This window comes from Chitinophaga dinghuensis (assembly GCF_003259435.1).
GTDB classification, from domain to species: domain Bacteria; phylum Bacteroidota; class Bacteroidia; order Chitinophagales; family Chitinophagaceae; genus Chitinophaga; species Chitinophaga dinghuensis.
Genome location: NZ_QLMA01000001.1, coordinates 1166307 through 1192886 on the forward strand (window position 1 = coordinate 1166307; position 26580 = coordinate 1192886).

The 26580-nt window shown below is 45.9% G+C and carries 19 protein-coding genes; 3 read left to right on the top strand and 16 right to left on the bottom strand.

The window, feature by feature from the left end; genetic code table 11:
• Positions 1–1479 precede the first annotated feature (1479 nt).
• On the top strand, positions 1480–1764 hold the full coding sequence (locus CLV59_RS04800) for an acylphosphatase (protein WP_111590851.1): 285 nt from the start codon (positions 1480–1482) through the stop codon (positions 1762–1764).
• A gap of 139 nt (positions 1765–1903) precedes the next feature.
• On the opposite strand, the gene CLV59_RS04805 is transcribed toward CLV59_RS04800, so the two are convergent.
• The 7 genes from CLV59_RS04805 to CLV59_RS04835 form a co-directional block, all read right to left on the bottom strand.
• Complete coding sequence (locus CLV59_RS04805; RefSeq protein WP_111590852.1) at positions 1904–3022, bottom strand: C1 family peptidase; 1119 nt, start codon at positions 3020–3022, stop codon at positions 1904–1906.
• Between the two features lie 170 nt (positions 3023–3192).
• Positions 3193–5274: a M56 family metallopeptidase gene (locus CLV59_RS04810; RefSeq protein ID WP_111590853.1), complete on the bottom strand. Its 2082-nt coding sequence runs from the start codon at positions 5272–5274 to the stop codon at positions 3193–3195.
• A 20-nt stretch (positions 5275–5294) separates the two neighbouring features.
• Positions 5295–5675, bottom strand: a complete 381-nt coding sequence (locus tag CLV59_RS04815) for a BlaI/MecI/CopY family transcriptional regulator (protein WP_245950774.1) — start codon at positions 5673–5675, stop codon at positions 5295–5297.
• Between the two features lie 125 nt (positions 5676–5800).
• Positions 5801–6673: a sterol desaturase family protein gene (locus CLV59_RS04820; protein ID WP_111590855.1), complete on the bottom strand. Its 873-nt coding sequence runs from the start codon at positions 6671–6673 to the stop codon at positions 5801–5803.
• 108 nt (positions 6674–6781) lie between these two features.
• On the bottom strand, positions 6782–7645 hold the full coding sequence (locus tag CLV59_RS04825) for a DUF4249 domain-containing protein (RefSeq protein WP_111590856.1): 864 nt from the start codon (positions 7643–7645) through the stop codon (positions 6782–6784).
• A 17-nt stretch (positions 7646–7662) separates the two neighbouring features.
• A complete protein-coding gene (locus tag CLV59_RS04830; RefSeq protein WP_111590857.1) occupies positions 7663–10041 on the bottom strand; it encodes a TonB-dependent receptor in 2379 nt (792 codons plus the stop codon).
• Between the two features lie 189 nt (positions 10042–10230).
• Positions 10231–10443, bottom strand: coding sequence for a hypothetical protein (locus tag CLV59_RS04835; RefSeq protein ID WP_111590858.1), 213 nt, complete (start codon positions 10441–10443; stop codon positions 10231–10233).
• 108 nt (positions 10444–10551) lie between these two features.
• Here CLV59_RS04835 and CLV59_RS04840 point away from each other — a divergent pair, with 108 nt between their 5' ends.
• A complete protein-coding gene (locus CLV59_RS04840; protein ID WP_111590859.1) occupies positions 10552–11541 on the top strand; it encodes a helix-turn-helix transcriptional regulator in 990 nt (329 codons plus the stop codon).
• Between the two features lie 57 nt (positions 11542–11598).
• On the opposite strand, the gene CLV59_RS04845 is transcribed toward CLV59_RS04840, so the two are convergent.
• The 9 genes from CLV59_RS04845 to CLV59_RS04885 all read right to left on the bottom strand — a co-directional run bounded on the left by CLV59_RS04845 (position 11599) and on the right by CLV59_RS04885 (position 23580).
• Complete coding sequence (locus tag CLV59_RS04845; RefSeq protein WP_111590860.1) at positions 11599–12228, bottom strand: NAD(P)-dependent oxidoreductase; 630 nt, start codon at positions 12226–12228, stop codon at positions 11599–11601.
• A gap of 150 nt (positions 12229–12378) precedes the next feature.
• Entirely contained in the window at positions 12379–14577 is a 2199-nt protein-coding gene (locus CLV59_RS04850) for a sodium-translocating pyrophosphatase (protein WP_111590861.1), read from the bottom strand.
• A 177-nt stretch (positions 14578–14754) separates the two neighbouring features.
• Positions 14755–16266 carry an NAD(P)H-hydrate dehydratase gene (locus CLV59_RS04855; protein WP_111590862.1) on the bottom strand — a complete coding sequence of 504 codons (1512 nt, stop codon included), beginning with the start codon at positions 16264–16266 and terminating at the stop codon, positions 14755–14757.
• A 43-nt stretch (positions 16267–16309) separates the two neighbouring features.
• Positions 16310–17329, bottom strand: a complete 1020-nt coding sequence (locus CLV59_RS04860) for an alpha/beta hydrolase family protein (RefSeq protein ID WP_146616126.1) — start codon at positions 17327–17329, stop codon at positions 16310–16312.
• A gap of 89 nt (positions 17330–17418) precedes the next feature.
• Entirely contained in the window at positions 17419–17955 is a 537-nt protein-coding gene (locus tag CLV59_RS04865; RefSeq protein WP_111590864.1) for a hypothetical protein, read from the bottom strand.
• A 123-nt stretch (positions 17956–18078) separates the two neighbouring features.
• Positions 18079–19257: a Na+/H+ antiporter NhaA gene (nhaA, locus tag CLV59_RS04870; protein WP_245950776.1), complete on the bottom strand. Its 1179-nt coding sequence runs from the start codon at positions 19255–19257 to the stop codon at positions 18079–18081.
• Between the two features lie 76 nt (positions 19258–19333).
• Positions 19334–21226 (bottom strand): OstA-like protein, encoded by a 1893-nt coding sequence (locus CLV59_RS04875; RefSeq protein ID WP_111590865.1) that lies wholly within the window; start codon positions 21224–21226, stop codon positions 19334–19336.
• Positions 21227–21235: 9 nt separating this feature from the next.
• On the bottom strand, positions 21236–22234 hold the full coding sequence (locus tag CLV59_RS04880; protein WP_111590866.1) for an MlaD family protein: 999 nt from the start codon (positions 22232–22234) through the stop codon (positions 21236–21238).
• A gap of 128 nt (positions 22235–22362) precedes the next feature.
• Positions 22363–23580, bottom strand: coding sequence for an N-acetylmuramoyl-L-alanine amidase family protein (locus tag CLV59_RS04885; RefSeq protein WP_111590867.1), 1218 nt, complete (start codon positions 23578–23580; stop codon positions 22363–22365).
• Between the two features lie 219 nt (positions 23581–23799).
• Between CLV59_RS04885 and CLV59_RS04890 the strand changes: the two genes are divergently transcribed.
• Complete coding sequence (locus CLV59_RS04890) at positions 23800–26574, top strand: putative LPS assembly protein LptD (protein ID WP_146616127.1); 2775 nt, start codon at positions 23800–23802, stop codon at positions 26572–26574.
• Positions 26575–26580: the final 6 nt, after the last annotated feature.

Genomic DNA, 26580 nt, shown 5'->3' on the forward strand with positions numbered 1-26580 from the left:
GGTCAATTTGAATTATCTGACTGGCGCAATCTGGAAGGATAATACCATCTACAGGCTCTCCGTACACCAATCGTTCACCTATTAGCGGGTGTACGTGAGTACGCTCGTCTTCAAACGGGCACCTTCGTTATCAGATAAATGGTCATCAAGTAGGTTTAGGTAATTGATCTTGCCTCCTTCGATTTAATGCTGACATGTTGGTCATTTTGAGAGCTAACCTTATTGATGCTTCATCATTGATTCAATGGCGGGTTTAACGACCCTCCGGGGCTTGGTATGCCTTCATGAATGCTGATAATGGGTGAAATAATTGATTGTATTCAATGGTGTATTAATCGAATTCAAAAGTGCATTAATTGTATTTAATAGTGCAATAATTGTATTCGGAAGCAGATGTGTTGAGTTAATAGGAATATGTATCTTATTTGGTTAGCGCACCTGACTATTGTATATGCTGTCGATTAATGAAGGGAATATGAGAATAGTTTTGGAGGTACGTGAGAAAAGTAAAGTGTGAGACCTATATCCAACTTGAAGGAGACCGCTGTGGGGCGCAAATTGGACAAGCGAGAGGTGCATGCGTGAGAGCGTGTGCCACATAAAGGCGACACGAATAAGACATAAATAAAACATAAATAAGACATAAGTGAGACACAATTGTGATCCATGTGGGATGTGTGTGGTCGTGTGTGCGGTCGTGCTGGGGCTTATTTGAGGAAGGATGTACGAGACAAATAAGACTCGAATAAGACACGAATAAGACACGAATAAGACACGAATAAGACACGAATAAGACACGAATAAGACACGAATGAGACACGAATGAGACATAGATGAGACACATGTGAGACACAAATGTGATCGATGTGGAATGCGTGTGAGGAAGTGTGTGAGGCCGTGCTGGGACGTATTTGAGGAAGTGCGTGCGAGACAAATGAGACATAAATGAGACACAAGGTAGACGGGAATGAGACATTAGAGAGACAGGTGTGTGTCCCATTTGAGGTACATTAAAAATACTTTTGCGAGCGTTTTACTAAAGATATTATGAAAAAGATATTTGACAGATTGTTTTAAAAGCATTTGATAGCCTACGTTTCGATGGGTTTACGCCATTGTATAGCCGACTTTAGCGTCCAACGTTTCATCTATGTTTGTTTGCCCCTCCTCATTGTAACCATGACTTACTACCCCATTATTTTCTGTTAATGAGGAGCGGGAATTTTGTAGGACGACGGAATAGGTTTACATTGGATACACGAAAAATTGTTTGAGTGCTATTGGATTTAATTTTAAATTAGATAAGTCTTAGGAATCATCCTATTTGCTTCTTTTCCTACTGCGGAGAGAGGCGTCTCAAAAGACCAGAGAAAGAAGTAGTCTTCCATCGATCATGTTGAGTGCGTAGCCAATAAGCGTTGGGTAAATTTGCCCTATTGGTAAAATCTTCAGCTTTTTTCATCTCCTATATTTTTCGAAATGGCAACAAATTCAATTGTACACAATGAGATTAATGTGAAAGGTCTTGTACATGGTGTTGGATATCGCGCCAATGCCAAGCACATGGCTGACCTGCTGGGAGTGCAGGGTAGTGTCAAAAATTTACAGGATGGTAGTGTGTGGATAGTGGCGGAAGCTTCCACTGATGCGATGAAAACCTTTCTGGACTGGTGCCGTAAAGGCCCCAGGCATTCAGAGGTGCGGGAAGTAATTGTGATTCCAGGTGAAGTAACCCATATTAAGGAGTTCACCATCCTACATTAATAAGGCATTGCAACGTATGTACATTCCAGGTAGGGGGGAATGAATGGGAGAGGTTTGTCTGGAATAAAGATAACATTATCTAGTACGTTAGTCCTCCGGGCGGCGCGGACGCTTTCCGCCCGAAGGGCCTCCGTATTATTTACTTTTCCCCTTTCGTTACCAGGGCTCTCAGTGCCTTATCCAGTGCCGCTTTGGGGACTACAATCGAAATAGTATTAGTAGCCAGATATGCCTCTGATACATTCAGGTAACCATGGAACGGCCCTGCCGATCCCCAGGAGTTTTTCACGGTGAAATATGTTTTCCCATTAGGACGTTGTCCCATGCCTGTGATATGCATCATATGGTCATCCTGTGTAATCAGCTCTTCAAATAATCGCTGGCGCGATTCCTGCGTTACCTTTTTTTCTGTGATATCAGGGGTGAAATTTTTCGCATACATCAGAGAGTCTACCTCTGGCGCCAAGGCATAGCCGCGGCCCGGATTCCAGCCAGGATTGGAAACATCCGCATCCCAGGCTACTGTGTAGCCTTTGCTGACCGATGTGCGGATGATATTCATCAACTCCTCCAGCGGTACATTGTAATAAGCGCCATTGGAGAAATTATCAGGTACTTCCAGTATGAAACGCGTATTGAATGGATGATGCGTAAATGAAGTAAAACCGACATAATCATCTTCATTGAATTTAATCACTTCCTTCGCGTAAGATTGTGGCGTATAGGTTTTACCGTTATACTGGAAGGTGGCAGGCGGCGCTCCCATGTATTTATCCAATATCACTACTATCGTATCCAGCCATTTATCTGGTAGAGGATACCTGGATTTTAACAGGCTGTCCAGATATGTTTTCATTTCATTCACCATTTTCCCATGGGCATAATACTTCACCCCTTCAGCTTTGCCACTATAGGCACTCGCAGGTACTATTCCATAAGTGCCCATTGCATGGATAACATCATGGCCCAGACCCCCTTCATCAAAACGGGCCGCTCCCTGACGTAATATGTAGTTTTTGGCTTTATCGATATAGATGTTCCGAACAGAAAACATCACCGAAATATCGGGCTCTGACTGGCCTTTACGCAGCCCTTCAGATTCTACCATGGAAGTAGTACCAAAACTCCAACAGGTACCAGATGCTTGTTGGTTTTTGACGGAAGTGGCAGGATTAAGCCGTTCTTTTAGCAGACTACTGTCTTGTGCCTGTGCGTACACAGCAAGAGAGAGGGTTACAAAGAGGAGCAGTGATTTCATATGCTGTAATCTTCTGATGATAATTAAAGATAACAGCTGATACTGCGAAAATAGCACCGTCTGCAGAACAGGCGGTGCTATTTTTATAATTGTGCACGAAATAATAAAGGTAAGCGTGTTCGTAGTACTGTAAACGTCAGAACGGTATACAGCAGTGCGAATAGAAGGAATTAGTTATTGTTGCTGGCGTCAATGTCCAGGTGTGTTTTGTTACCGGAAATCGTCAGTGAAGACTCTGTCAGATAGCTTTTGTATTTGCTGGTAACAGCTGCTGGCTGAACATTGCCATTAATACGCAGCGTATTGTTATTGTATTCGATTTTGTAAGGTTTTGCTTTATCGATCAGATTGTCTGCTGCCAGTTTATCAATTAACTGATGATAACGATTTGAGCTGGTATGTGCAAAGTCTGCTTTTTCCCTTGCTTCCCGCATTTTATCGCGGTTAATATTCATCTCATTGCGGGCTTTTTCTGCCGCTATTCTACCTTTTTCAGCGGCTATTCTACCACGTTCCGCGGCTGCCATTGCGATACTGTCGCCATCCGTTACATAATAGAAGTTACCATTGGTGTTGTGGTATCTCATATTACCGTTAGCCACGTAATGTTTTCTGTTAGACGAGTCAACGATATATTTCATCTCTCTCATATTGCCTGACATTTCCTTCAGGTCTCCTTTCATCTTATCCCAATCTATGCTGTTGAGTGCGGCCTTTGCTTCTGCCTGTGCCGCAAGCACTTCTTCATTCACTTTTTTCCAATCCACTTTATCCAGTGCTGCGCTGCTCTCTGCCTGAATGCGTTTTAAATCTGCTTGTTTCAGTTGTGCCATGGCTTTCTGCATGGTTTTCTGCGCCTCATCGATTTGTTTCTGCAGTTTAGCACGTTCTGCTTTGGTCAGTTTTTTCTCCTGTACATCTGAATCATAACGGTAAGTGAATTTACCTGTATTTACGATTACATTTTTAGTATGAGGAGGCATTGGTGGCGGTGGAGGAGCCTGCATATCTGCGTCCCCAGGAGTAGGCGGCGTTGGCGGCTCTGCTGGTGGGGCAGGTGGCGCTGGCGGTTCTGGCCAGGTGGTATCTGACGCCTGGGCATTTACCCATGTGGCATTTTCCTCTCTGGTATTGGTATATACCTTAACAGAACCGAGCGACGTTGGCTGGGATGGCTGTACTGGAGCGGCGTTTTTCTGTTTGCTTTCAGTGGCTTTCACCTTGGCTGGGTTCAGCCATGCAATAGAGATGATGCCAGTGGCAATGATTAATACTGCCAATAATCTTTGACTATAGTTGAGATGTTTAGTTTTCATTTCCATAATGCGTTTGATGCGATTAAACAGATGCTGTTTATTATTCGCTGCTGCCATGGCTAATGTATTGGAAGACAACCGGTATTCTTCCAGGGCTACAAGTGCCTGGGCATAGTGCAACGGTTGTATGGAACTAACCACCAGATCATCACAGCAGTGTTCGCGCTCCTGCCGGATTATTCTGGAAATCTGCCATACAAAGGGATTAAAGAAGAGAATAGTCTCTACAATCGACTGGAAGATATTCAGCAGATAATCATTGCGTTTGATATGCGCCAGTTCATGAAGCAGGATGGCTTCCAACTGTACCGGCGTAAGATTGTTTACCATGGCTACCGGCAAAAGAATGATAGGTTTGAGAAACCCTAACATCACAGGTACCTGGATATAACCTGATACCAGCAACTGTACTTTTCTGGGTATACGCAATTGCGCTGCCAGCCTTTCCAGATGCTTTTCCCAGGTGGCATCCATGGGAGAAGTTTTAGTAGTTCTGATCTGCTGTAATTGCGCCAGATCAGAAAACAATTTGATCGTCATTAAACAGAAACCTATAGCATACATGGCCACCAATACAGGGAACCAGTCTTCCATACGGGGAAATAACCATTTCAGCTGATCCTGACTCTTATACACGGTCTCAATGTGGAGGGCGGTTGTTGGCGCTATTTGCTGCAGTTGCTGCATCGCCGTTTCGGTCGTTTCTCTGGCGGCCCTGAAAGCTGTTACCTGCTGGAAAAATGTAATCACAAACCAGGTGAATATGCCTGTAAGTGATACAACTGAAAGATTGTACTTAATTCTGGCAGAAGCCATAGGCCATAATGCCAGTACAGCTTTCAGGCAGATGAAAGCAAAGAATGCCTGCCAGATAGAATGGAGAATAGTCCATCCCAACGCACATACCAGGTCTCCGGTGAGTGGGAATAAGGTCATACGAACAGGATTTAAATGGTTTATCGCTGTTGCTTTTCGATTTCAGATAAATATTTTCGGATCTGGTCCAGCTCTTCGTCAGACGATTTATGGTGGCCGAGTGCCTGCATCACCAACTGGGTGGCAGAACCGCCGAAAACGGTATCAATCATTTTGTTGAGCAGCTGTTGCTGAGTTGCTGACTGAGATACCGCCGCCGCATAAATATGCGTTTTACTGCTGGCATCCCGCGTGAGCAAACCCTTTTCATACATAATCTGCATCAACTTGAGGGTAGTAGTATAACCAGCTTCTTTTGTTTCCGCCAGTTTCTCATGTACCTCCCTCACAGTACTGGCGCCCCTTTCCCAAAGGATACCCAGTATTTCCAATTCACTTTCTGTAGGCTTATGCTGTTTCAATATTATGCTATTAGAATGATCGAATCTAGTTTCAGAAATCAGGATGCGCGAACATCTACGAATATCTTCGTAAACAAATGTACGATAGTTTTCGTAAATGCAAAATATTTTTCAAAAAAAATCTGTTACCCTTGTTCCTGCTGTGTTTGCCGAAGTTGTCGAGTCGTCTTTCGGCTTCCATCTGCACTCCATCCCGGGGCATCGAACAGGTAATGTAATGCCTCTTTCAGGGATCTGGCGCCCCGTATATCTTGCCAGATGCTTACCCATTCATGGGTGGCAATACGCAATGGATTGAACGTATGGATATTAGAAGTCAGTCCATAATGAGGTCTTTCTTTCTCGGCCGTAAAAGTGCCAAACATACGATCCCAGATAATCAGTATGCCCCCGTGATTACGATCCAGGTAGTCAATGTCTGAGCCGTGGTGCACTCTATGGTGAGAAGGCGTATTTAACACATATTCAAAAGGAGCAGGAAGTTTATGAATGACCTCCGTATGAATCCAGAACTGGTAGATGAGGCTGATGGCCTGCATTGTCATCACCATCGCAGGAGGGAAGCCTACCAGCGGCATCCAGAGCCAGAAGAGAAAGGTGCCGGTGAAGTTGCCGGTCCATGTTTGCCGCAGCGCCGTCGCGAGGTTGTATTTTTCTGAAGAATGATGAATCACATGGGAAGCCCAGAAAAACCGTACCGTATGGCTGGACCGATGGAACCAGTAGTAACTGAAATCGTCCGAAAAAAAACAGAGTACCCATACCCACCAAACATAACCCAGTTCAAATAAACGGAACTGATATACCAGATAATACGTACCAAAGATGACCGATTTAGTAAACAGGCCAATAAACACATTACCAAGACCCATGGCTATACTGCTGGCAGCATCCTTGGGTTCATACATGTTCCTGTGATCAATTGAAGTGAAGATGATTTCCAGGAGAATTAACAACACGAATCCCGGAATGGCATATGTGATTAGGTTAGGAGGCATACGACGGTAATCTTTACAGTAAGTTACTGAAATTCCCCCGTAATTCGCCGGCATAAAAAAGGCGGCCGGGAAGCTTCCCGTACCGCCTTGAGTTGAGAGGGTGTTATCTTATTTGATGGTAATTTCGGCGCGACTAACCGCTGATGTGCCGAACCATCCCAGTAATTTTACTTTTCCGGTTGGAGTGGTGTTCTGCATATTGCTTCTTACATTTTCCAATACCTTGGCAAAGAGTCCGCCGGCATTGATTTGCTGATCCACCTGCTTCAGAAATTCATAGCTGGGTTTGCTCAATGAAGAGAGACGCATAATCACTTTATTACCCAGTAACCATGGATGTTCACCATCAGTAATACTTTGTGCCATTGGCAGAATGAACTGTGCGCCATCGCTTACGCCTTCGCTGTAACTACCGTCCACAGAGAACTCATCACGTACGCGGTGAGTCGTATCGTTTCTGTAAGATCTGATCCAGTAATAATCGGTAGCGCCTTTGATATCCTTGGCATAGAAACGGGCATAGTAGCCCTCTTTACCTGAGGTGGATTCTCCCTGTGCTTTGTATTCGTAGCTCATAGAATCAATTGGCGGAACACGTTTGATGGTATCAATTCCTTCCAGGATTTCGCCTTGTAACTCTACATGGAGTTTGTACACATGGCCTACTACGCCAATGGCTTTAGTGGAAGCATCATACTGGTAATAGTTATCCTTGAAATTAAAAGGATAGCTGTCGCCGGTAGTCAGGTCATTTAAAACAATCTTAGCATCGTTTACAATCGGAGCAGGCGCCTGATCGGTGTAAGGCACGCTCATGGTTATACGAATTCTCTGAATGCCAGGCTCAGTGGTGATCCAGGCATCGAGTACCGGGAATGATTGCCCTTTGGGAACGTTCAGGTTAATGGTGTCCTCACAGGCGGTTAATGCTACGAGACAAACCATGGCTATATTGAACAATATTTTTTTCATCACTAGTCTTTTTGCTGTTAGAACTTGAAGTTATAGGTAATGCCAGGAATGATAGAACCTATGATTGACAGACGTACTGCTTCTTTTTTATCGGTGTTGTCTGGGTCTTGTCTGAAGTAGATAGTGTATGGATTTCTGCGTGCATACACGTTGTACAGCGAGAATACCCATTCGCCTTTCCATCTGTGCAGTTGTTTACCTTTCAGCGTCATGGAGAAGTCCAGGCGGTGGTAAGGGTCCAGGCGGTAGTTATTCCTTTTATCAGTACTGTTGTAAGGAATATCCCAGCCCTGGAATTCGAGGCGGTTATCCGCGAAAGTGGCAGGCGTACCGGAAGCAAATACCCAGTTGGCAGAAAGCGATACTCTCTTGTTCAAGGTATGGGTTACCACTACGTTCAGGTTATGGGTACGGTCATAACGGTTCAGGAACCATTCATTTAAACTGATACCTGGCGTTTTACGTTCAGAACGGGAAAGCGTATAGCTAATCCAACCTGTCGTCTTACCAATATCTTTTTTTGCATACAATTCCAGCCCATAAGCGCGTCCTTGCGATGGCAGCAGATCTGCTTCAATGTATGGGTTCAGCTGGAGGTCTGCATTGTCGATGTAGTCCAGTTGATGATCGGTGGTTTTATAGAACGCTTCGGCAGACAGTTCATAACTATCGTTCGGAGAATTGTAGAAATATCCTACGGTGTACTGATTAGACACCATTGGCTGGATGTTGTTGGAGCTTGGCGTCCAGATATCCAGTGGAGTAGGAGAAGCGGTATTGGACAGCTGGTGCATGAACTGGGACGTTCTGCTGTAGGCTACCTTCACTGCATTCTGGTCGTTGAAAGAATATTTAGCGCTGATACGAGGTTCGAAATAGGCATATGTTTTCATATTCTCGCCTGCGCCATATTCCTTGGTACCGATGAGTCTTTTCCGAATACCCGGAGTCGTGTCTGCATAATAATATTCTATGCCTTTACCCAGTAACTGATAAGAAGAAAGGCGGGCGCCATACTGAATACCAAAATGTTTATTGGGCTTATATTCATGATCTACATATACGGCAGATTCCAGTGCATGTTTGTCGGCCAGCGATCTGATATGTTGTTCATCACCCTGTGTGCCTATACCAGTACCTGGTTTGAAAGTGTAGTAAATGCCTTGTACGCCGAAGTGGATGGTGTTGGTGGCATTTACATAATAGGTAAAGGAAGGTTTCAGACCGTAGTTGATGATGTTGGAGGTCCAGTCATAGCCCTGATCTGCTTCGTCAGCGGATTTGCGGCTGCTGTTGCTGAACTGGAGGCTATAATCATATTTACTGTAGTAAGAAGTCAGATTCAGGAACAATCTGTTATTGAAAACGTGGTTCCATCTGAGGGTAGCGGTGGCATTACCCCAGTTCATGTTCACATCTTTTCCAAAGCCGAACACGTCTCTACCAAAGTAACCGCTGAGGAAGAGGGTATTATTACTATTGAATTTGTAGTTGGCTTTAGCAGTGATATCGTAGAAGTTCAGTTTGGTATCTTTCATGTCGCCTTTCAGGAAGGGCTTCATTAATACGTCAATATAAGATCTTCTTGCTGCTACGATAAAGGAAGATTTATCTTTTACAATGGGCGCTTCCACAGACAAGCGACTGAAAATATTGCCAATACCGCCATTCAGGGCCAGTTTTTGGTTATTTCCATCTTTCATGCGGATATCCAGTACAGAAGAAGTACGGCCGCCATATTCCGCAGGGAAACCGCCTTTAATGAGATTCAGACTTTTTACTGCATCCGGGTTGAATACAGAAAAGAAACCCAGCATGTGGGTGGAGTTATACACCGGGGCTTCATCGAGGAGGATCAGGTTTTCGTCGCTGTTACCGCCGCGTACGTTAAAGCCGCTGGCGCCTTCTCCCACTGTGTTTACACCAGGCAGAGTTTGAATAGCTTTCAATACGTCTACTTCCCCCATGAAAGTAGGCAGTTTTTTCATCTGTGCAATATCCAGTCTGTTGATGCTGGTATTGAGCGTATTGATGGCTTTTTCCTGTTTGTCTCCTCTGATAGTTACCTCATTTAATGTGCTACTGCTGGTCTCCAGATTTACGTCCAGCGTAGTGTTTTTTTGTAAGCGAACAGTTGTTTTAAAAGAGTTGTAACCGAGGAAGCTGAACTGTATTTCCTGATCCCCGGCAGGAAGCGTAATAGAATAGAAGCCGTATTGGTTCGTAACAGTTCCGAGGCTGGTGCCTGGTTTGCCGACAGAAATGCCGATCAGACTTTCCCCGTTTGTTTTATCTTTCACATAACCGCTAATGGTATACTTGGCTTGTGCAAAAGTCTTGCTGGCGCTCAGTATCAGGCATATAGCAGCAAAAAGCATGATTGCCCTGGATTTCATAAAAGGTATTGCAGTTTTTAAATGAGATGTTTTCAAGTTTGGTAACATGCATATATGACGTAGGTGGATATGGTTACCCCTATGCAAAACGTGAAAATAAAATGAAAAACGGGTTTACTCACTGTCTGGTTGAAAAATATTACAACCATAACTGTGAGTATACCCGTTAAATATCGCGTGAAACCTGGACTAGTCCAGTATATGACAGGAGAATCCGAGTCTGGTGACAAATTCAATAATAACTTGTTCTTCCAGGGTTTCCGGGGTGTCTACCCTCAGGACGCGATCGCAGTCTTCAATATCTACGCTACAGGCTTGCACCAAAAAGTTTGTAGAAATGGCGTTAATTACGCTATTTTTATCATGTACGGAGCTGATATTTGTACGGAATATTCCAATCATTGCTAATCTAAATTTGGTTATTCGGAATATATTTGTGCAAATTTGCTACTGTTATCCCAACTAACTGTTACACGAAACGGAGTAAAACTTATACGAAACGGATTTTTTATGGCTGTAGTAATTAAGAATGATGCCAGCGATATCCTTTTGGAGGATGATTTTCCGTTCGAAGAGGAAAAAATGTCGTCGCCAACGATAGTGGAAGATGCGAAAAGCCTCTCTTACGATTTTGGCCAAGCTACCTTTAATAGTCTGTATTTCGACGGATACCATCTCGGATATGGCAAAGCTCATATTTACGAGAACCTGCATATATCGCATTCAAAAGTTGCCCGCCCATTGGTGGACATGTTATTTCTCCAACGGGGTAGCTTTCACACAGCCCTGGATGGCGTGCGTGACAATCTTCATTTTTCCACATTAGAGCATAACCTGATGTTTACTCCCACACTGGGGGAAAATGCGGCCGTAGAAAAACAAGATGGTCTCACTTTGTTTAGCATCAGTTTTACGCAGGACCGTTTCCTGGCCCTGGCGGAGCATAATGGAGAAGTGCTGGACAGAATAGCCAATAATATTGCCGGCAATCGCCCGGTGATGCTGGATCAGCATCATAATCCGCATATCACACCGCGGATGAATGCTATCATTGAAGAAATGACGAACTGTACCTTTCAGGGTGGTGTAAAGAAATTATTCCTGCAATCCAAAGCGATTGAGCTCCTGGCATTACAATGCAGCCAGGCCGGCGAGGTAACGGAGAAGCGTACACGCCAAATCAGCGCTTCAGATCGGGAGCGGCTGGATCATGCACGTACCATTCTGCTGGCTAATATGCAAGAACCGCCCACAATGGCGCAACTGGCGAGGATGACGGGACTGAATGAATTTAAACTGAAGTCCGGTTTCCGGGAAGTGTATAACAATACTGTATTCGGATATCTAAGCGATTCCCGGCTGGAACAGTCGAGGATACTGGTATTGGAAGGCAAATACTCCCTGGCGGAAATTGCCGCCGAAGCTGGCTTTTCCTCTCCACAGCATTTTAGCAATGCTTTCCGGAAGAAGTTCGGGGTAAGTCCGAGTAAACTACGATAATTAATTTTATTATAACGGGAGATGACTGTCTGGCCAGACAGTCATCTCCCGTTAATATTAATAAGCTACGGTAAACTGCTTTCTGATATGCTGTGGTTTTTCCAGCTCATCTACCATGGCAATAGCATAATCTGCTACTGAAATTTTGCTGTTACCTTCTGCGTCTGTCAGCAGGGTGGTACCGCCTACTCTGTATTTTCCGGTACGTTCGCCAGGTTGAATCATGGCAGCAGGACTGAGTGCTGTCCAATCCAGATCGTTGTCCTGTTTCAGCACGAGCAATCCGTCACGGGTAGCTTCTGCAATAGGTTTCCACTCTGCAGGGAAATGAGGGCTGTCCAGCAACAGTTGGCCAGGAGCTACTTCCAGACTAGCGGCGCCGCTCACCAGTAAGAAACGTTTCACGCCTGCTTTTTTCAGTCCATCGATGGTGGCTTTGGTGGCGGCAACATAAGTATTGCTGTTGTCAGATTTATATGCGCTTATTACCGCATCGTTGCCGGCTACCAGGTTGGCGACAGTCGCAGCATCCGTGATATCTCCCTGTTTTACGGACAGTTTATCATCCTTTACAGTGATTTTTTCCGGGTGACGTACGATAGCAGTCACTTCATGTCCTCTGCGGAGTGCTTCCGCCAATATTTCGTGGCCTATAAAGCCAGATGCGCCAATAATTGCAACTTTCATTTTATTCAAATTTTAAACTGTAATAAAAATAATTACAGTACAAATGTAGGTCAGAAAAATATACGGACCAAGAAAATTCTTTAAAAACAAACGGTCCCACCAGCTAACAACTGGTGGGACCGATGGTTCAGGGATTTTGGCGTTGTATAGTTATTTCACCTTTTGAACATATGTAACTACTGGTGCTTTCACTGATTTATGCGCTTCCTGTACTTTTGTTACCGGAGCGGCGTCGCGGGTATGGAAACGATCTGCCAGGGTTGGCGCGATTACCAGCGAAACGATAGACATCAGTTTGATCAGGATATTCATGGAAGGACCAGAAGTATCTTTAAATGGATCGCCTACGGTATCGCCAGTTACAGATGCTTTATGTGGATCTGATTTTTTGTAGTAGGTTTCACCGTTGATATCTACGCCTTTTTCGAAAGATTTTTTCGCATTATCCCAGGCGCCGCCGGCGTTATTCTGGAAGATACCCATTAATACGCCACTTACGGTTGCACCGGCGAGGAAACCGCCCAACACTTCCGGACCTGCGATGAAGCCCATCAGCAGCGGAGCAATGAGTGCGATAGCGCCAGGCGCCAACATTTCGCGGATGGAGGCATTTGTGGAGATGGCCACGCATTTATCATATTCCGGTTTGCCGGTACCATCCATGATACCTGGGATTTCGCGGAACTGGCGGCGTACTTCTTCCACCATCGCCATCGCAGCGCGACCTACGGCCGCAATAGCCAGGGAAGAGAAGATAAACGGAATCATACCGCCGATAAACAAACCGGCCAGTACATCTGCTTTATAAATATCGATACCAGTGATGCCAGCTACACCAACAAATGCCGCGAACAGCGCGAGGGCTGTCAGCGCAGCAGATGCGATGGCGAAACCTTTACCAGTAGCGGCGGTAGTGTTACCAACAGCATCCAGGATATCTGTTTTTTCACGTACATCTTTAGGCAGTTCGCTCATTTCAGCGATACCGCCGGCGTTATCAGCAATAGGACCAAATGCATCGATGGCCAGTTGCATAGCGGTGGTAGCCATCATACCGGCAGCGGCAATAGCCACACCATAGAGACCTGCAAAGGAATAAGAACCCCAGATACCTGCTGCCAGTACAAGAATAGGCAGGGTAGTGGACTCCATACCTACCGCGATACCGCCAATGATATTGGTAGCATGTCCGGTGGCAGACTGACGTATGATGGATTGCACCGGGCGTTTACCCATAGCGGTATAATATTCTGTGATGATACTCATGAGCGTACCTACTGCGAGGCCCACCACAATAGAGCCGAATACCTGACCTTTTGTGAAAGCGTGGCCGCGAAGGGTCATTTCAGTATCAGGAAGAATCCAGTTCACCAGGAACCAGGAGGCAATCAGGGTCAAGACGATGGAGCCCCAGTTACCCATGTTCAGGGCACGTTGTACAACGCTGGTATTGAGGCCAGCGCTGTCGCTTATTTTTACGAAGAAGGTACCTATCATAGAGAAGATGATACCCGTGCCTGCGATGATCATCGGTAACAGGATAGGAGCGATTCCGCCAAAAGCGTCGTTGGAGGCGGTTTCGGAGCCTAGTACCATGGTAGCAAGAACAGTGGCTACATAGGAGCCGAAGAGGTCAGCGCCCATACCGGCTACGTCGCCTACGTTATCGCCTACGTTATCTGCAATGGTGGCGGGGTTGCGAGGATCGTCTTCAGGGATGCCTGCTTCTACTTTACCAACGAGGTCGGCGCCTACGTCTGCAGCTTTGGTATAGATACCGCCGCCTACGCGGGCAAACAAGGCGATACTTTCCGCACCCAGTGAGAATCCGGTCAGTACTTCGATGGTTTTGATCATTTCAGCTGTATTGGCAGCTGCACCAAAATAAGATTTGAGGATGATGAATAGTGAACCTAGTCCTAATACAGCCAGACCAGCCACGCCCATACCCATTACGGAGCCGCCGGTGAAGGATACCTGCAGGGCTTTAGCCAGACTTGTTCTTGCCGCCTGGGCGGTACGTACGTTAGCTTTGGTAGCGATTTTCATCCCAATGAAACCTGCGGTAGCAGAGAATATAGCACCTACGACAAAGGCCAGCGCTATTGACCAGTGGGAGTTGGCATGTGAAGCACCCATATAGCCAAGCAGCAGGGCTGCTATTATTACAAAATAGGTAAGGATTTTATACTCAGCTTTCAGAAAGGCCATAGCTCCGTCTGCAATGTGCTGTGCGATTTCTTTCATCCTGTCGTTTCCTGCATCCTGACGCGTTACCCAGGCACTTCGGAAGGCGGTAAATAACAAGGCTAATAATCCAAAACATGGAACGAGGTAAACTATACTCATATAAGCGAATTTAAAAGATGCAAGGTTGACAAAAGTGTTTAGTAGTTAAAAGATCATCGGATTCCAAATAGTGTTTCAACTAAATATAAAACATAAAAAATTAATACGCATCCTTGTGCGCTAAGATTTTGTTGAAATTAGCCATGGTCCTATGTTTGAAAAGGAAAATTTTTACCGTTATATACCTTGGAGAAAGGCGGCGCCCAGATGGGTGGTAATATCGCCGGCGGTCATACCTTCTTGCGACAAGCTGGCTGCCGCCAGGTCGCCGGCAAATCCATGCAGCCATACTCCCAGTATGATGGCTGCTTTGGGGGTATAGCGCTGCGCCAGCAGGGCGGTGAGTATGCCTGTCAGTACATCGCCGCTGCCGCCGGTAGCCATACCGGGATTACCAGTAGGATTGAAATACACGGCGCCATCCGGACATGCCATAGCGCTGTATCGTCCTTTCAGCAGGATGTATATGCCCAGTTCCTGCGACTTACTACTGAGCAGTTCCAGTCGCTCGAAATCATTGGCAGTTTTCCCAAACAGGCGTTCAAATTCTTTGGGGTGAGGGGTAATAATAGAACCCTGTGGAATGCGGTATAACAGGTATGGATATACGGAGATGATATTTAATGCATCTGCATCCAGCACCATTGGGCTTCGGAAGTTCTCCAGGAGTTTTTCCAGGGCGAGGGCTGTCTGCTGGTGGGTACCTAGTCCTGGTCCAATGCCAACAGTTGTATAACTGGCATCGGCGATATCCAGGTGAAAATGGGTACTATGTTGTATTTCGGAGTCGGTGATACACATGGCGGCGGGTTCTCCCAGTTGCATGATCTCGTAGCCACAGGCTGGCACATGGCAGGTAAGTAAACCTACGCCGGCGCGCAGGCAGGACCTGGCGGAGAGGAGGGCGGCTCCCATTTTTCCATAGCTTCCGGCAATCAGCAGGGCATGACCGTAAGTGCCTTTATGTCCGAAAGGATCTCTGGGCTGATAGATCGTGCGGATTGTTTCCAGGTCTGTCAGGTGGAAGCGTGCAGGCGTATGGGTTAGATAGTCGGGGTGAAGACCTATAGGCAATATATGTACCTGGCCCACAAATGCTGCATTTTCCGGCATAAGGAATGCCAGTTTCCAGGTTTCGAAGCTCAGCGTATGATGTGCTTGTACAACAGGCGTATGCAGGGAAGTACTATCGGCGCGCAGCCCGGAAGGCATATCTATCGCAATGATGGTATGTTTTTGCCGCAGATTATTCATATGATGGATGACGCCACCCATCCAGCCTTCGATAGGTTTATTGAGGCCCGTGCCGAAGAGGGCGTCCACGATCAGGGCATCTGGTGGTAATGATGGAAATTCCTGTAAATCATTTAAGGGATGTACTTTATCGGGGTAGGATTCCCGGAGGCGAAGCAGGTTGGCCGTATGATCCGGGCTGGTGGCGCCCTGGATGGTATATGCTGTCGCATCGTAGCCATGGAGCAGTAGTTGCCGGACGATGGCCAGACCGTCTCCCCCATTATTTCCTTTACCACATATAATATATACCGGATGCTTCGGGGAGAAATGTTCTTCAATCCAGGCGCTACACCTGCTGGCAGCTCTTTCCATCAGATCGAGGCTGCTAACCGGCTCATGCTGTATGGTATATGCATCTGCTTCCCTTACCTGTGGCGCGCTGAAGATTTTCATGGTCTGCTGTTATCTCCTAAAATTAGGAAAAATTAGCCGGATACTATTTGACCTCCAGTACTTTAACTGGGGTACCATCGCTCCAGTTGCCCATATTTTTCTGTGCTTCGGTATTACCCATGGCGGTTTCACAGCCTAGCTTGTTGAAGACGCAGTCCATCAGGGCATCGGTCAGTTTCCAATAGCAGAAATAATCTGTTGCATCTATGCGGGTGGAAGAGAAGGAAAGATTGATGATGGCATTACGTTGGCCGGAATCATACGTCATATCCGTAGCAGCGGCCTCTCCATGCTCGGCGGTGATGGCCGGATAGCCATAATTATCTGCCACATGGGTGACATAACTTTTATTAGCGGCAGGGATATACGTAGTGCTATTATACAGCATGTCGGAAAACGTAGGGCCGGCGGTGTTATCATCTTCTTCCGTAATCAGCAGCATTTTCAGTTTGGAAGACATCATTTTATAGCTGGAGGCGGCGCCCTGGGGAGCATTGCCCGTACTCGCACAAGCCAGGATGATGGCTCTGGGAGCGGGAACGCCATAAGTATTGGGACTTAAAGCCAGGTTGGCGCTGATCACTGCGCCGTAGGAGTGACCTACATACACCAGCTTTGATTTAATAGGCTGTGGCCAGCTGGGATTACTGGCTATCTCCTTAAAAGCGCGGTTAATAGCCGCTGCTACATTGGAGGTAAAAGTACTGGGAGATGTCAGCAAAGTAGCCTGATATCTCGGGAAGATGACAATATTGCCTTTCCTCACGAGGTGCTTGATCCAACCGCCGTAGCAGGCCGGATTCCAGGCGCCAAAGCCATGATTGAAAACCACAACAGGCGCTTCTTTGATAGCAGTATCTGAAGGGAAATACAACCAATATCCGAGGTTGGTATTATCGTCGAAGTTTCGTTTCTCCACGGCTGTGGGAAGGTAATTCTGGCCACCATAGCCTTCGAGAGGCTGTTCCGGTTGTTGGATGACAGGGCTGTTCCTGTCCGGCTTTTTACAGTCAGTCAGCAATAGTATAGCGGCAATAATCAACAGCAGTGATCGCAAATGCACAGGTTGTAAAGTTGGTTCTGTCCTAAATAAAATAAAATAGCGGATCAGGAATAATCCATGATCCGCTAATATAGATAATTTAGGTATTGCTAGAATGCAAATCTTGCAGAAACACCGCCAATTTCCTGATCCAGGTGGTTGGTTGGACCAACAAACTGTACATAAGGTTTCAGATCAGCGCTGATATTCAATGGTATTTTCTTGAACGTATATTCGATACCGATAATACCATCCAGACCTGGCGTTACATAATTGCCATTGCCTTTATGATCGTATTTATCTCTCCAGTAGTCGAAGCGATCGTAGATGCCCACGTGAACACCGCCACCACCGTACATATTCAGGCCTTGCATACCCACATTCCAGTGGTATTCATATAAACCGGTAAAAGTTACGTTTGTGCGTTGAGAGAAGTTGGTGCTTACCAAACCTTCGATGGCATGAGGTCCTGCAATAAAGTGTTTAATGGTGAAACCAGCTAACCAAGGGTTTAAGCGAATACCCAGTGCAGTGTTATAGTTTTCTACGCCATAACTGCCGCCTTTGTAGCTGCTTTTCTTTTTCTGTGCGTGAGCCTGAGTTGCGAGTACAGCGAAGATGCTGAAAAGTAACACGACTTTTTTCATAGATGATTAAATTATTAAAATAAGAAATACTTGAGTCTTTTAACGTTAGCTTTTTCTCTAAAGTATGATGTCCGTCGAAAAATTCACAGACATTTAACAATAACAGTGCCAAGCGTAGTGTTATCAAGCATTTTTAAGCAGCCGGAAATAAATAAATCCTGCCAGGCCCGCAATCAGTGAAGCAGCGATGACGGAGATAATGGCAATAATTTGTAAGTCGCGTTCTTCATATGCCAGCGAAGAAATGAATATAGACATGGTGAATCCGATTCCGGCAATCATACCAATTCCCCAGAGTTGTTTCCAGTTTGAATTTTCCGGAAGCACTGCCAGTTTCATTTTTACAGCGAAGAAAGAGAGTAGGAATATACCTAACGGTTTACCTAGTACGAGGCCGGTTAGGATACCGTAGCTGATATCATGATGGAGCGATTCCAGGATATTGCCAGGTAGCGCAATGGCGGTATTAGCCAATGCAAACAGCGGCATAATAAGGAAATTCACCGGATCATGCAGGCCATGTACCAGGTCTTCAATTTTTGATTGGGGGATACAAAATGCCAGTAGTACTCCTGCAATGGTGGCGTGTATACCTGAGTTGAAGATACAATACCAGAGCACTATACCAGGAATGAAATAAAGTATTAGTCGTTCTACTTTCAGGAAATTCAGTAGAACAGGAATCGCCAGTACGCCTGCTCCGATGAGCAGGAATTTAAGTTCCAGATGAGGCGTGTAGAATATTGCAATAGTAAGGATGGCGCCCAGATCATCGATAATGGCCAGTGCCATCAGGAATATTTTCAGGCTCACTGGTACCCGCTTACCTAAGAGGGAAAGGATACCTAATGAGAAGGCGATATCCGTTGCCATTGGGATACCCCATCCATGGGAATACGCCGTGCCTTTATTGAAGATCGTAAAGATTAATGCAGGTACTACCATTCCGCCAATAGCCGCCAGCACAGGGAGTATGGCCTGGCGTACAGAAGAGAGTTCTCCAATGGTCAGTTCTCTTTTGATTTCCATTCCTACCAAAAAGAAGAACAGCACCATCATACCGTCGTTTATCCATAACAGGTAGGAATTGGGCAGCGAAAGGGCGCGGTATTGGTAATGATGTCCGGAAGAGGGATCGAACAAGTCATTCCAAAAACCAATATAAGCCTGTTGCATGCCAGAATTGGCCAGTATCATGGATAGCAGTGTACATACAATCAGTACTATTCCTACTGCGCGACTGTCTTTCAGGAACGTGTAGAGGGGAGATAGTAATGATTTTCTGATGAATGATTTAATCACGACGATAGCGTTTTGTTTGAGTTACAGGCAAATATAAGGTAAAAAAAAGCCCTCCATTTTGTGGAGGGCTGTATGGTTATTGCATTAGCTCATATTTGGTTTTGGGTTTCCGTTTGATTTCCCATTTGAAGTGTTCGAGTTTCAGCTCTTCCACTGGTCGGTGGGTAAACGGATAGACTGTTGTTTCTGGTTGTGTATAGAACACTACTTTCGAGAGTTCTCCATGTAGGAAATAGAGTTTGATGGTGGCAGACAGCGTTCTGGTTACGTTCATGAATGCGCCCTGGTTATCGGTGGCATAGGTGATCGTTTCTGCGTTTCCTTCTACGTGTACCCAGTCCAGTTCTTTATCTTTCACATAACCGGTGATCAGACTTCCTTTGATCTGGTTATACATATCAGGGCCGGTTTCATTGATGATGAACGCGTTTTGTTTCATCACAATTTTATCAGCTGTCTGATTTTTCGTGTACATATAGATGGTATCTCCATTCATTTGCGTTTTCCGGTTGGTCCAGATAACTGGATCGCGGAAGAAGCGGAAGATGGAGTCGCTGGTGCTGTAGTATACGGAATCTGCTACGCCCTGGAGGGAGTCGGAGAACATGCGTACGTGGTGATATGCCAGCAGGTATCTTTCTTCAGTGGTATCTTTTCCTTTATTTTTTTGGGAGATGAGCGTCATGCTGTCTGCAAAGTGTTTTACGCCGGGGAGGGAATCTCCCAGGAGTACGGGGCGCATGGGCGCTATTTTCACATTTTTGACAGCGTTCATATCCATTTTGTTCCTGGATTTCGCCATGGCGGAATCGGCCATCATCATCATATCAGATCCGGAGACGCTTTCTCTTTTTTGTCGTGCCAGTAGTTCATCGCGTTTGAGGAATTCAGGTTCATTATCGATGAAAGTGCTGGGCGTTCTGCTTTTCACGGGGGTGAGCCGCAGTGGTGGCGGTACTTTTCTCAGGCCTTGTACGGAAGGGATGGAGAGGCTGTCGCCGGGTTTGATGATACCGGAGAAAAGGGTATCTGCGCGGAGATAGAAAGTATCTTTTCCATTTTCCATGATCATCAGTGGCTTTTGGGTAGCGAGGATAGTTTTTCCTATTTGGTCCACTACTCCGTAGTTTGCCAGCAATGACATTCTGCGAACGGTATCTTTATATACCATGTTGCCGGTGGCGTAGGCTTTTCCGGCAATTTTGTCCATTTCCAGTTGATCGGCGGTGAGGGTGCCGGTACTATCTACAATGACAGGGCGACTGGTAAAATTACCATATCCTTTATCGGTATCATAGTAACCGCTGGTGACGTACATGATACGTTTCCCTTCATTGATGGTAGTGGGTGCGATGATATTGGCAATTTTTGTTTCTGTGTTGTACAGGAGGGCATCGGTAGCCAGGGTGTAGTCCGGGTCTATCAATACTACATTTCGTTGGAAATGCATCTCCTTGGGTTCCACATAGTAAAAGCCTTCATCGGAGGTGAGTACACTTTTGCCGTTGACGAGTTTACCTGTTTTCAGGTAGCTACCGATTTTGGCATTCATATCGTATACGAGTTCCGGACCGGAGATGGTTACTTTACCATCGGTCATTCTCGCATCTTTGGTGAGAGTAGCGATACGGGAGTTGGCGTCATAGTTGAGAGCCTGTCCGTAGATATGAACGCTATCGGCCTGGTTAATATGGATATTACCGTAGGCGTCGATGATGTTCGTTCTCAGGTTCTGGATGGCGCTGTCGCTCGTGAACAGGGTGTTTCCCTGTGTCAGGCTGACGTGGCCCAGCAGTCTTCTGATATTGGAAGTATCAGTAGTCATTTCAATAATAGAGTCTGCATTATTGATAACGACTCTGGTACCTTTTACAGGAGCGGGTTGTTTCGGCTCCTGGGCTTTGGCAGTGATGATGGATGTCAGGAAGATGACAGCCAGTAAAAGCCCCGATTTAAAAAATTCGCGCATGGATTTTTATTATTGAGCCGTTAATGTATCAGACGGCAGAGGCCTTACTTTATCTTTTTTGCCAAACAGGGAGAAGTGCACATACCGTTTAGGGTTGGTGCGGAGATCTTCCAGTAATTTATTCAGGTTACCGAGGGAGTACTGCAGGTTGTTGTAGACTTTTTTGTCGTTCAGCAGGAGTCCGGCGGTACCGTCGGTTTTATTGAGTTTGGAGATAGTTTGATTCAGGCTGCCGGCAGCTTGTTGGAGCTCTGACAGGGTTTTGTCCAGGTTTCCGTTGGCGAGGGCGCCGGTTGTTTTTTCGGCGTTATCGAGGATAGCGGAAATTTTCTGGTTATTATTTTTCAGGTTAGCGGTGATGGCTTCCAGGTTATTGATGGTGGCCTGGACGTTGCCGGTATTTGGGTCCAGCATGCCGTTGAGGGCTGCGCTGGTATGGGTGAAGTTGCGGGTAATGGTGTTCAGGTTACCGATGGCTTGCTGGAGATTTACTTTAGAGGCTGAGTCGAGCATACCGTTGACGTTCAGGAGAACGGAGTCGATATTCATGAGGGTGCCTTGTAGTTTTCTTACCAGCGGGTTTAATTGTTCTTTGAGGGCGTCTGTCATGGAGCCGTCTACTGCAGCATAAACGGTATCGCCGCTTTTCAGATAGTCGCTGGCGTTACCCAGGTCGAGCTGAACGGTTTTGGTGCCGAGCAGGTCGGAGGAGATGCGTGCAACGGAATTGCGGGGGATGTCAATTTTTTTATTGATGGTGAGGGTAACGAGGATTCTGCCTGCGTTTTTGTCCATCACATCCAGGTTCGCGACGTTACCAACTACCAGGCCGTTGACCTGTACGGCGTTGGAAGGCTGGAGGCCATTCACCTGTTTATATACTGCATAAATAGTTTTTGACTGTTTGAACAGGCTCTTTCCCTTCAATAAATTAAAGCCCAGTACAAGGAGAGTAATACCTACGGCAGTAAGTACACCCACTTTGGTTTCGTTTGATAATTTGAGCATGTGATTCGTATACGTTCAACGCAAAAATAATCAAAAAGGCTGTCCGGGGAGTGTCTTAAAAAAAATGTTGATAATTATGGAGTGGAATATTGGGGCGTAGATATTGGGGAGACACGTGGTATTGGGGCTTATTTGTTTACTACAAGAGCGTCTTTGAATCCGGATTTCCTGGCTTTTTTCAGGGCGGTGGAGGCAATTTGTTCGGAGGGGAAGTGGCCCCAGGTGTACTTGTTAAGTTTCTTGCGGTTCTTGACGATGGAGGTTCTTTCTATATTACCGGGGAGCTTCTTAAAGATAGAAGCTCCCGGTTTATATAATTTGTCGGTAATCAGCAACTGTACAGCGTAATCGGGCTGTTTGGAGTTGTTCTTACCGTTTTTTCCAGCTTTATGATAGGCAGAAGGTGCACCTGTAGCGGTGCTGGCCTCATTTGCCGGTTGGTTACGGTTGTTGGTGAATTTGTCCAGTTCATCACGGTAACGCTTAATCGCTTTGTAGATACCTGTAGCCAGTTCCATCTGGCCGCTGTTGGAGTTCAGGTAATCTTCTTCTTCCGGGTTACTGATGAATCCCAGTTCAACGAGTACGCTAGGCATGGCGGTAGCAGAGAGTACCCAGATGCCTTTTTCGTTACGTTGTCTGGCTCCGCGGCTGATTCGACCTACTCTGGTAAATTCGTCCTCAATGAGTGTAGAGAGGCGAAGGCTTTGGTCGAAATAGGCGTTACGGAGGGTATTCAGGAGGATGAAGGTGGTTGGGTCAGTATCATCCATGAGGGCGCGGGACTCTTCAGAGTCGGCGTCCAGTACGATTACGGAGTTTTGTTTGAGGGACTCCATTTTCGCGTTGTTTTTACTGGTGGCCCAAATGTAGGTTTCGGTACCTTTGGCAGGATTGGGATAATATGCGTACACAGGTACGTGGGTGGTTATCTTTTTCTTGCCTTTCTTTCTAACAACGGCCTTGGTGCCTACTTGTCGGGCAACCTTGGCGGCTGAGTTACAGTGAATTGATACAAAAAGTTCTCCTTTGGCATCGTTGGCAATCTGGGCTTTTACCCTTGGATTGTCATAGCGGTCGGTTTTTCGTGTATACACTACCTTTACATCCGGCATGTTCTCTTCGAGCAGCTTTCCTAATTTGAGGGCAACCGCGAGGGTCACCTCTTTTTCTGTAGAATAGCTGCCTTTTGCGCCCGGATCTTCCCCACCGTGGCCTGCATCAATCACAATCGTTCTGATGGGTTTCCCCTGCTTTTCAGAAACTGGTGTATTTTTTGCCTGAATAAAAAAGGTACAGGTGAATAATGTTCCCAGTCCTAAAGTCCAAAATCGGTTCCAGCGCATGATTCTCTTTTTAATGGGTGCTGTTATCACAAAAAATAAAAAATAAGTTTATCTGTTAATTTAATAATTTACTTACTCCATGCGCATTTCAAGTGCCTTTCTACTGCCTGCTCAGCAAACTTTACAAGTTATCATTTGTAATAAATTGTCTAAAAACTTGTAGGTTTGTGCCCGCCTTAACACATGAGCTCTAGCTACAAAAATAATTATAAAAAGTTTTTGAGACGGACATACCTGGCAATTGCAGGTGTGACTATTGCCGTTCCCTTTATTATAGATGCAACTGCAGGCATAAAGCCACATGCATTCTTCGGATTTAACAAAATTTTGGCAGACACGGTATCACCGGCCGTCGGCCCGAAGTCTATTCGTAAAGGGGGCGCAGGTCCCGTCAATTCTAAAGATACGGTTATTGTACCTAAACGTGGTGATTCCAGTGCGATTAAATTGCCGGGAGACAGCACTTTAAAGGATACTACTATTGTAACCGTCGATTCCCTGCACTTGCCGAAAGCCTCTAAAGACTCCCTGGATGCGGTGGTTACCGCCAAAGCCCAGGATTCCATGGTTTTGATGATACAGGATAAGAAATTCTACCTGTATGGCAGCGCCAATGTAAAATATAAAACCATCGATCTGACAGCCGCCCAGGTGAGCTTCGACCAGAACTCCGGCGTGATGAGCGCGACCCATGGCAAGGATACCGCAGGCAAGCCTGTTGGGCGTCCAGTGATGAATGACGGTGGTCAGAGCCTGGAATCAGATACCCTGGAGTACAATTTTACCTCCTCCAAAGCGCTTATTTTCAATACGCGCTCTCAATACGGGGAAGGTTATGTACACAGTGAAAAGACCAAAAGAATGGCCGATAACACCATTTTTGGCTTCAAAAACGGCTATACAACCTGTAATCTGGATACCCCGCACTTTAGCTTCCGGTCGAAGAAAATCAAGGTAATTCCGGATAAACTGATTGTTTCCGGGCCTGCAAACCTGGAAATTCAGGGGATTCCTACGCCGATCTTTATACCTTTCGCTATCTTCCCGATCACACAAGGACAGCGTTCCGGTATTTTGCCACCTCAGTTTGTGGTTAACCAGCAAAAGGGGATGGGACTTGAAAATGGCGGTTATTATTTCGGTATGGGTGAAAACCTGGACATGACGCTTCGTGGAGATGTCTATTCCTATGGCAGCTGGTCTTTGACGGCGAGTCCGACCTACCGGAAAAGATATAAATACAGCGGCGGGATGACCATCAGTTTCGCGAACACGCGTCTCGGCGACCCATCCGTTCCGTCAGAGTTCGTTAACTCGCATGACTTCCGTATTATGTGGAACCATAGTATGGATAGCAAGGCCAGACCAGGAATTAACTTCGGCGCCAGCGTGAACTTCGGTAGTTCCTCCTATAATCAGTATAATGTATACGACTATAGTACCCGTGTCAACAATAATATTGGTTCTTCCATCAGTTTCTCAAAAACCTGGCAGAACAAACCATATAACCTGACCGTCAACCTTTCTGATAACCAGAACCTCCAGACCAGGGATGTATCGCTTACTTTCCCGGATGCGAACTTCTCCGTACAGACGATCTATCCTTTCCAGCCAAAAGAACTGATAGGTACTGCAAAATGGTATCAGAAAATAGGTATCGGCTATACGAACGAATTCCGTAACCAGGCATATTTTAAGGATTCTTCCTTCGGGAAAAAGGAAATGTTTGACGCCTTGCAAACGGGCATGAGACAGAACATTCCTATTGCCTTCTCTATTCCTGTGATGAAGTCATTTACGCTTTCACCGAGTGTGAATATGACGGAATACTGGTATACTAAGAAGGTCTATCGCCAATGGGACCCGAATAAAACGAATTTATCTACCGGACAACTAGGGGCGCTGGATACTACCTATATTCCTGGATTTTCTGCGCAACATGAAGTGAGTGCGGCTATGTCGCTCGCTACTGCCTTATATGGTATGTATACCTTCAACAAGGATTCCCGCATTAAGGCAATCCGACATGTAATGCGTCCGTCTATTGGGGTGAATTACCGCCCTAACCTGAACAGTGGCGCCTATTACAATATGCGGTATAATGCGGCAGGAGATAGTACGCGTACCTCTTATTATACAGGAGCGCCGATTGGCGTACCTAGTGAGGGAACCTTTGCCGGGATGACCTTCAACCTGGATAACAACCTGGAGATGAAGGTATTCAGCAGAAAGGATACCAGTGCTAACCATGAGAAGAAAATCAAGCTGCTGGATGGTTTTGGGTTGAGTACCAACTATAACTTTGTAGCGGATAGTTTCAAACTGGCGCCATTTAACCTGTACGCACGTACGAACTTATTTGATAAACTGAACATCACTGCCAACGCTATACTAGACCCTTATGCCACGAAGCCTAATGGCCAGAGAATAGACAAATACGTATGGGAGACGGGCAAATTCAGTCCTGGGCGACTCGCATCTGCCGGTATTACCATGTCTACCTCTTTCCAGTCGAAGGACAAGAAATCGCAGGACAAGCAGAAGGCGCTGGATTCCCTTGCCAATGTAACGGACCCGAATACTTTGTTAGCGGCGCAACAGCGTCAGTTGCAGATGGTACGTAATAATCCGGGTGAGTATGTCGACTTTGATATTCCATGGAGAGTGGATCTGTCTTATAGCTTCAACTATGTGAATCAGGTTCGTGCAGACTCCGGGGGATTGGTAAATATTATTCAGCAATACGTCAACTTCAACGGAGATTTCAGTCTGACTCCTAAATGGAAGGTTGGTTTGAACAGTGGTTTTGATTTTACGCATATGCAGGTGGCGTATACGAACATGTATATCTCCAGGGATCTGCATTGCTGGCAGATGTCTATCAACGTAGTACCGTTTGGTACTTTCCGTCAGTTCAGTATTACGATCAACCCGAAAGCGGGATTATTGCGAGACTTGAGGATTAACCGATCGCGAACGTTCTACAATATGTAACGTATT